General features: G+C 63.3%; 1 protein-coding gene. It reads left to right on the forward strand.

Annotation, left to right across the window (positions count from 1 at the left end; translation table 11 throughout):
- The first annotated feature begins 1,022 nt into the window (after positions 1-1,022).
- Complete coding sequence (locus tag AOK23_RS52030; RefSeq protein WP_420823752.1) at positions 1,023-1,544, forward strand: DUF4231 domain-containing protein; 522 nt, start codon at positions 1,023-1,025, stop codon at positions 1,542-1,544.
- Positions 1,545-1,784: the final 240 nt, after the last annotated feature.

Here is a 1,784-nt window from a genome sequence, read left to right on the forward strand (position 1 = left end):
CCGCGCCCGGCGGCGCGCTCGCGTGTGATGCGGGCGAAGGAGGGGAAACCCGCTGTGGCTGGGGCGGTCGGCTACCCATCAGTCGGGAATCCGGGAAGCGGCGTGCTCCCACCGGGGCAGCTCCTGATCCGGCAGAACGCGTTTCGCAGAGATCTGAGATCCCCTCTTAGGGGCGGGTGCGGTCAACGCCACCCCCAAGCAGGCGAGTTGCCGACTGTTGGAAGGCAGGGCGGCGGTAGCGTGCCGTCGACCACACACCACCACCCTCGACTGGGAGCCACTCCGCAATGTCCGGCCTTACCGACGTGCCGCGCGAACCTGAACCCGAGACCGCCGACAGTCACCAGCCGTGGGTGGGTGATGTCCTGCATCACCTCGCATACGAGGACCAGCGGCTGTCGGAGGCCGACATACTCACCCCCCTCCCCGAGGGCTTCGTGTTGGCCTGGGAGGGCGTAGCCGCGATCCTCTCCGCCGCCTGGAAGACCGGTAGGGAAGAACTCAAGTGGACCGTAAACGTCCAGATAGCCCGACAGGTCAGATACGCCAGTGACGGCGCATACATCTTCCACCGAAATTATGGGTCCCCCGACCGATACAAACCTTACGTACTACTTAGGAGCGTGTTTACCGCAGACTCAAATTCCACCTGGGGCGACCTCGTTGAAGAGGTCATTGAATTCCTCAATGAGCCAAAACCAGAGTATGGATGGAGTCTAGAGCCCGCTCAACAGTACGAGTATGCGAACAGTGTTATCACCTACCGGCGGGACGTCGCGACGGCGGAACGCCGCATCCGCAGGGCTCTTCTGTCGCGGTGGCTCCGGCTGGTGCCGCTTGTGGTGATGCCGCTGGTTCTGGCAGTGGTCGGGTGGGGAAACCTGTGGCCGGAAAACGTGCCGGACCTGCGCACGTTCAACAGCGTGACCATCGCGGTGATGCTGGTCCTGGTGGTGGTGTTCCTGGTCGGCTTCANNGGCTTCATCCTGCGGGTGAAGGACGAAGAACACGGTGTCAGGTCGGTGTTCCTGCTCCGCAGAGATCTGGAGATCATCCATGACCGGTGGATCCTGAACGCCTCAAAGACGCGCCCGACGACGGAGCGGCGTGACGGCTACCGGGAGCACATACCACGGGTGATAGATCGCTTGCGGCGCGATACACGGTTCTACCGGCGTATTCACAACTGGTTTCAGTGGGGGGTGTTCTTCGCCTCGGTGGGGACCACGGCGACTACGGCTTTCTGGGAGACCCCGCAGCCGGGAAAGACGATCCTGATCGTGCTGGGGTCGTTCCTGGCGTTCGCCACCGCAGTGACGGGCTATTTCAAATTCCGCGAGCGGGCATACAACCTTCAGCAGACCGCCGACCAGGTAGAGCAACACGCCACGGCCTTCGATTTGGGGATTGCGCCGTACGCGGATGCGGACGCGGCGGTGAACCTGGAGCGGTTCGCGGAGAACGTGGAGACGCTTCGGATGGAGCAGCGCAAGCGGGAACAACAGTTGGAACAGCCGCATCAGGGGCCGGCCGACGTCATCTGACCGACAGCAGGACTGCCGTCAGTACGGCCAACCCGAACGACGCGGCACCTCGTGCGAGGCGGACCTGGGAGGCGTTGGCAGGGCCAAGCGAACACGCACTTGTCTCCCCGGTGAGGGTCTTTCTGCGTGACAACCACGGCGCACATCCGCGAACCGCTGTAGACGTCAGCGGACCATCCGCACAGGTGACAGGCACAGCAGCTCAAGGACAGTGGGCACCCCAAGTTGCTTCGGGACGAA

The organism is Streptomyces torulosus (assembly GCF_001419765.1).
Taxonomy (GTDB): domain Bacteria; phylum Actinomycetota; class Actinomycetes; order Streptomycetales; family Streptomycetaceae; genus Streptomyces; species Streptomyces torulosus.